4 protein-coding genes and 1 riboswitch are annotated in these 7,013 nt (G+C 52.6%); of the genes, 3 read left to right on the forward strand and 1 reads right to left on the reverse strand.

Annotated features, from left to right (window positions below; genetic code table 11):
* Positions 1 to 624: 624 nt before the first annotated feature.
* Positions 625 to 1,653, forward strand: coding sequence for a YitT family protein (locus QZQ29_RS08390; RefSeq protein ID WP_296962281.1), 1,029 nt, complete (start codon positions 625 to 627; stop codon positions 1,651 to 1,653).
* Positions 1,654 to 2,196: 543 nt separating this feature from the next.
* Positions 2,197 to 2,604 (forward strand): hypothetical protein, encoded by a 408-nt coding sequence (locus QZQ29_RS08395; protein ID WP_296962283.1) that lies wholly within the window; start codon positions 2,197 to 2,199, stop codon positions 2,602 to 2,604.
* Positions 2,605 to 3,593: 989 nt separating this feature from the next.
* Here QZQ29_RS08395 and QZQ29_RS08400 read toward each other — a convergent pair.
* Positions 3,594 to 4,580, reverse strand: a complete 987-nt coding sequence (locus QZQ29_RS08400) for an ABC transporter substrate-binding protein (protein WP_296962285.1) — start codon at positions 4,578 to 4,580, stop codon at positions 3,594 to 3,596.
* Positions 4,581 to 4,694: 114 nt separating this feature from the next.
* Positions 4,695 to 4,938: riboswitch (cobalamin riboswitch) on the forward strand.
* Between the two features lie 92 nt (positions 4,939 to 5,030).
* Here QZQ29_RS08400 and QZQ29_RS08405 point away from each other — a divergent pair.
* Complete coding sequence (locus QZQ29_RS08405; RefSeq protein WP_296962286.1) at positions 5,031 to 6,926, forward strand: TonB-dependent receptor; 1,896 nt, start codon at positions 5,031 to 5,033, stop codon at positions 6,924 to 6,926.
* The last annotated feature ends 87 nt before the right edge of the window (positions 6,927 to 7,013 follow it).

The raw sequence follows: 7,013 nt of genomic DNA on the forward strand, positions 1-7,013 counted from the left end.
TCTCGGGGCTCAGAGTCTCAATAGAGCCAAATACCTTTGCTCTCATATCGACATGCAGCTCCGCTCGAGATGACAATGCGGAGAACAGCTTACTGTTATTTTGGGCAATTTTCTGAATCTATAACCGAAGTGGAAAAAGGGCTGTGAAGAAATGATTAAACATTTTTTCACAGCCCCATACCCTTTGAACCCTCTGAACCCTTTGAACCCGGGCCGCTCGGCGGCCCTCTATATACTGCGGCGCCAGCCGCCACCACAACCCTCGGGCCGTTAGGCCCGTCAAACCTGAGAACCTTCGTCCGCTTTGCGGGCGTCAAGCCTAAGAACCCTTTCGCTTACAACCCTTCTACACAACCTGCCGCCGAAGGCGGCTCCAACCTGCGCCGTCAGGCGCGCCCCTTTTATTTTGCGGCGTCAGCCGCCACCGCCACCCTTGGGCCCGAAGGGCCCATCAAACCTAAGAACCCTCCGGCCACAGGCCGGTCAAACTTCAGAACCTTTTTCACAACCTTCTGAACCCTCTGAACCTGGAGCCGCGAAGCGGCTCTCCCTATCCCTCTAAAGAATGATATAATGATATCAGATTTGTATCGCTATCCTGGTCAAAGGAGAAAGGAAAAAATCATGTCAACCACATTAGGGGCGGATTTCCGCAGCCCCACATTCTGGCAGCGTCTTGCTTTCATCATCGCCATTACCCTGGCAGGTACCTTTTTATACTCCGTCGGCGTGAATGCCTTCCTGGTGCCTCACCAGTTCCTCTCCGGAGGACTCACGGGCATTGCCATGGTACTCTACTACCTCACCGGTTTTCCCATCGGCATGGCGAACCTGCTCATGAACATTCCTATCCTGATTCTCTCCTTGAAATTCATGGGGAAATTCTACACCATCATCACCATCCTGGGCACCGTGTGCTGCTCCGTATTCATCGACCTTACCGCCTTTCTGGCGGACTACAACGTGGTGAAGGATCCTCTGGTGGCTGCCATTTCCGGCGGCGTGGTGCTGGGGATTTCCATGGGCATACTCTACCGCTACAACAGCAACACCGGCGGCCTGGACGTGGTGGGGGCCATATTGAAGAAATATTACAACCTGGAAATCGGCTACGTAGTCTTTGCACTGAACTTCGTCATTGTCACAGCGGGGGCCTTCATCTTCACCCTGGAACCGGCCATCTGCACCTTGATTTCCATGTACATCAACGCCAACCTTTCCAGCCGTATCGTCATCGGCTTTGCCCAGAGAAAGGCCGCCTTCATCGTGTCCGACAAGCCCCTGGAAATTTCAGACGCCATCCTTCGGAACATCCACCACGGCGCCACCCTCCTCTACGGCCAGGGTGCCTTCTCCGGCGTAGAAAAGAAAATCGTCTTCGCCATCGTGGACCTCACCCAGATTACCCGGGTGCGCCACCTCATCGAAGATATCGACCCCTCCGCCTTCCTCTTCATCATGAACACCACCGACGTCATAGGCCGGGGATTCACCAGCCCTCTCTCCACCGCCAAAACCATGCCCAAGTCCGTCCGCTATACCTGCGATAAGGATGGAAAGATGATTCCCACCCACATGTGGTCCTATGAAATGGAAGCAGAAGCCCATCCGGAAGCAGAAAAACAGGAGCCTCCCTGGGAAGACGGAAAGTAAAGGGGAATCCGCTGACTGGTATTTATTGTGCCCCCGTCAGGAGTGGCAAGCGAACACGATTCGTAGGGGAGCGTTAGCGACCTGAGAATCGTGTGAGACGCTTTCCCGTGGAGAAAGGTGGTGCCGTCAGGCACCAAAGGGGGAGAGCCACCAACGGTGGCTAAATGTCTTAATGTTTTTCTTGCTGATGAATCCCGTGATTTTTACCGGCCATTCATCGCTTCCGCTCAGGGGGCGGATAGGGTAGAAGTGGATACCGGTATTCCTGAACGCAAGAGGGGTTCAGGCGCCTGACGGCGCCCGGGTTCTATCGGTCGTGCGCTGCCGCGCCGGCCGATGGGTTCGGCCTGGGAACGGCTTTGCCTTCCAGGCTGGTTCAAAGGGGAGTTATAAAGCCCACTCCGTGGAGGCAGAGTGGGCGCCTCCGGCGCCTCTTTTATAATGCGCCCGCAGGGCGCTGCCACACCCCTATGAACCTTTTGAACCCTCTGAACCCTCTGAACCCGGGCCGCGAGGCGGCCCTTTGTTACCTACAAGGAGATTATGATGAAATACCTCATTGACGACAACTATGTACCCCTGAGCAGCAGCCTCAGTAACGTGGAATATCTGATGGAAAAGGTCCTGCTGGATGCCCGGTATATGGAAAATCTGGCAGAAGGTTTGGACGATAACGATGATGACTATGATGATGACTATGATGACGATGATTATGATGACGACTATGATGATGAAGACGATGAAGACGAGGATTATGAAGACCGTGCCAGCCTGCAGATCATCAAACTGAAGGGCCAAATCCAGCTGCTCCGGATGGAAAAGGAAATGCTTCGGCAGAACCTGGCAACGGTGACAAGCATGGTAGAAGATTTAAGAAGGGACGCCGAGGAAGCAAGAGACGAAGTGCATAAGCTCAGGCACGACATCGACTGGTACGGAGAAACATGCTAGGGAAGCGCTGATAAGATTTCCTGCTTTCCCTATGGACTATGAAAATAGAGAGACGGAAAGGGCCTGGCTTTTTCCGACGATTTCCCGAAGCGCTTTATCCATGGAAAAGGGAAAGGAAAAGAGCCCATCCTGTAAATCCCGCCTCTCCGGTGCACCGAAAAAATACCATACCAAAAACTCCTGAATCATTCCGCTGCCGGAGCTGCGGGGGTCCCTTCAGGAGTTTTTGTAGTGGGAAAGATGGTTATCCGCTGTCCGCTATCCGCTATCCGCTTACCGCTTACCGCTGTCCGCTTACCGATAGGCGACTGCTCTGCAGTCACCGCTGCCTGTCGGTAGCGCCCATTGTGCCACATACGTCAATATGTAAGCGTAGAGTAGTTTATTCTGCCCCCTGAATAGGGTGGCAAGCGAACTTGGTTCGTAGGGGAGCAAAGCGACCTGAGAACCAAGTGAGACGCTTTCCCGTGGAGGAAGTCCGCCGCAGGCGGATAGGGGGTGGCTGTGGAGGTCCTGCATAGGACCTCCAAGTCAGCCGAAGTTGGCCTCTAGCCTGCCCAATAAGAGGCCTTCCTTTTAATCGGCTGACCGTGTTAGCGGCCAATCATCGTAATGTGGTTTCTTGCTTATGAATCAATGGTTCGTGCCGGACTCAGTCAGCAGCCTTTCCCGCCGATAAGTGTTTACTGTCGATTGTCTCAAATGTGCCGCGTACCAAGATTCTTCGCCTGCGGCTCAGAATGACTTTGTCCGGCGGGAAGGAAAGTGCGTAACGCCTGCCGCCGATAGGCGGCATTAAAACTCATCGCTCAAAGGCGATACCACAACCCTCAGGCCCGCAGGGCCGGTCAAACCTGAGAACCCTTTTGTTCACAACCCTTCTACACAACCTGCCTGCGCCAGCAGGCCACAACCTGCGGCGAAGCCGCGCCCCCTTTGAACCTTCTGAACCCTCTGAACCCTCTGAACCCGGGCCGCGAAGCGGCCCTTTAGTATCCCTTTATCTGCCCTTCCCCGCTCATGTCGAAAATGGGGCCGTAGGCGGCGTTGGCCAGGCCTTTGATGGCCCACACGCAGTTCTGGGAAGCAGAGTAAATGTAGCGGTCCTCCACCGGCACGATGTGTCTGGCGGCGCGCATGGAGGCGATGGCGGGATTGGCCAGGAAGTCGTCCCGGTACTTGGCGGCGCCGGTGGTGTCGGAGGAGCGATCGGTGGATACGAAGAGCATGTCCGGGTCCGTCTTGATGATGAGCTCCGGCGACGTGGCCTGGCCGTTGACGCCGCCGGCCAGGGTGATGGCGTTGTCAATGCGGGCGCGGGTGAGGAGTTCGTTGAACATGGAGCCCGGGCCGCCGTAGCGGGTCATCTGGGACACCAGGTACACCACCGGTTTCTTTCCCCTTTCCTCTGAGAGGCGGCTGTCAATTTCCGAAAGAGTGCTGTCCATCTGGGAAATTACATTTTCGCCCCGTTCCTTTTCTCCCACCGCCGCCGCAATGATACGCACATCCTCCTTCACCTGGTCAATGGAGCGGGGGCCGTCGATGACCACCACCGGAATGCCCAGATTCCGGTAGAGATCCAGCTCTCTGCCATCGGTATAGGTGGATGCCACGATGAGGTCCGGCTTCGCTTCTGTCACGATTTCCATGGACAGGCCGGTGAGGGGCACGGTGAGGGGAATATCCTTCGTTTCGTCGGCTATATAGGAAATATTGGGGTCCCGGTCCGCATCGGTGGCGGCGGTGAGCCTGTCCGGCGTCACCACGGAGAGAAGCATGGTATCGATGGAAGCGGAATTTCCCAGAATCCGCTTCGGCTTGGCGGGAATGGTCACTTCCTTCCCCGTGGCGTCGGTGACGGTATAGCTCTTTCCTTCTCCGACAGGTGCCATGGGCTTCATGCCGCAGCCGGAAAGGGATAGAAAAATGAGGAAACTGGCGCATAAAGCGCCGGCCTTTGCGTATTTCATCATAACCTCCCTGTACGAAAATATCAGCTTCATTATAGCATATAAAAAAATACTCATTTTAAATATTAAAAAATAGTTTACAGAATCTGAGATTCATGTATAATAAAGGGGTGAGTTTATTAAGAAATTCATAATGGTTTGAATCCGGGAAGAAAATTTTCCCGGAGGAGATGAAAAGAGAAGCGCGGTGAGGGGAAACCCGATTCCGCCACGGTCCCGCCGCTGTAAGGCTTCGGGAAGCACTGATTCATTCATAGAGTCTGCTTCCCTAGGGGAATTTCAAAATGTCACTGGGAAACCGGGAAGACGAAATCCCTGAGGAAGCTGAGTCAGAAGAACTGCCTTATGAATCAAATCCACCGTTTCGTGGGAAAAGGGTACGATGTATACTGCTTTTCCGGGATGCGGCTTGGTTTCATACGCCCGAATCAGGGAAATGAGGGAGGTATTTCTATGAACAGGAAAATTTTAGCAGCGTCACTGGCGGTTTTATCACTTTCCGGCGGCGCTTTTTGCGTTGAGGCAGCCGACATGCCGGTGTATACCTTAGATGGCATCGTAGTCACCGCCAGCCGCGTGCCGGAAAAGAAAATCGATTCCAACGCCGACGTGTCCGTGGTGACGGCCAAGGAAATCGAAGAGAAGCACTATGACGATGTGAGTGAGGCCGTAAAGCATGTGCCGGGAGTCACTATTTCCAGTAAGGGCGCCAGCAGCCAGGTGGGCATGAGCAGCCAGATTTATATCAATGGCTCTAAAAATGTAGTGATTCTGGTAGACGGCATGAGAAGAAATACCAATGGCAACTCCCTGGCCACTGCTGACATAGGCGATATGGTCAATATGGACTCCATTGACCATATCGAAGTACTGAAAGGCTCTGCCTCCACCCTTTACGGCTCCGATGCCCAGGGCGGCGTAATCAATATCATCACCAAAAAAGCCAAAAACGACGGGGTCCGCACCACCCTCCGCACATCTTTCGGCAATGAAAGCAGGGAAAAATATTCTCTTCATAACGAAGGCCGGGAAGAAAATGTTTTCTGGAACGTAGATGCAGGCAAGGAACTGCAGGGGAAATACAAGGACGGCTGGGGCCGGAGGGTGATCAATCACCTCAATGCAGAGCACTACAACGTAAAACTGGGCTATGACCTGGGTAATGACTCCGATGTGGTATTCAACTATGAGAAGTATACATCCGATTATATCCGCCCGAATTCCGGAACCAACGATACAGCCCGGGCCAGAGGCAAAAAGGACAATGATTCTGTGAGCCTGCAGTATAAGGCGAAACTGAATGACCGCCTCACCAACCAGTTTTCTATCTACAGAAACAATACCCATATCAATGATAACTATACCGCTTCAGCTCTCTGGGATATTTGTGATATGAAGATGAGAACCACCGGGATTTCCGACCAGCTGACCTATACCATGGACCGGCAGACTATAACCGGCGGATTTGACTGGTACAAGGATGAAATCCCCTATTATAAAGGGAATCCTGATGTGGAAGGCACCAGCATTACCAATACCGCCTTCTATCTGCAGGATAAGGTCGACCTCACTGATAGATGGAATGTGACCCCGGGCATCCGGGTAGACCATCATTCCGAATTCGGCACCCACACATCCCCCAGTCTTTCAGTAGGCTATAAGAAGAACGAAAAGACCAATTACTACATCAACTATAAATCCTTCTTCGCAGCCCCCAGCCTTTATTACCTTTATTCTTCATATGGCAATAAAGACCTGGATCCGGAGGAAGGAAATACCGTCGAATTCGGCGTGAATCACCGGTTTACCGATTCCCTTGACGGCACTTTCAACGTATTCCATACCCATGCGAAGAACTTAATTGATTTTGACAGCCTCTATAAAAATTCAGGAAAAACCAATGCCAATGGCTTCAGCCTGAGCCTGAACAAGGAATTCAGCCAGCACTGGAACGCCTCCCTTGGTTATTCCTATCTCCATATGCAGGCCAAAGCCGGAGAAAATATCAATAATAACGGAGCCCTTCCGGAAAGCACGCTGCATGTGAATGTGTCCTACAAAGCAGACAAGTTCAATGCATCCCTTGACGGCAGGGGCGTCATGAACCGCTACGGCAAGAAAGCCTATCCGGAAATGAGGGACTATGCCAACTACTGGGTATGGGACGTGGCGGCCAATTATCAGTTTGCCAAAGGAGCCACCCTTTTTGCTAGAGTCAATAATATCTTCGACCAGTTCTATACGGATGTAGGAAGCTCTTATGGACCCAATGCAGACCCGACAAACAATCAGGACTGGTACTCCGCGCCCGGCCGCAATTTTGAAATCGGCATGCAGTTTACTTTCTAACCATTTTCTGGGGAAGCGCTGATTAAATCGTTATCGGATTTCATTCTTGTATTTTTATTCAATACGAGGAATAAGTCGACGCGAATA

The sequence above is a fragment of the uncultured Dialister sp. genome (genome assembly GCF_900538805.1).
GTDB lineage: Bacteria > Bacillota > Negativicutes > Veillonellales > Dialisteraceae > Dialister.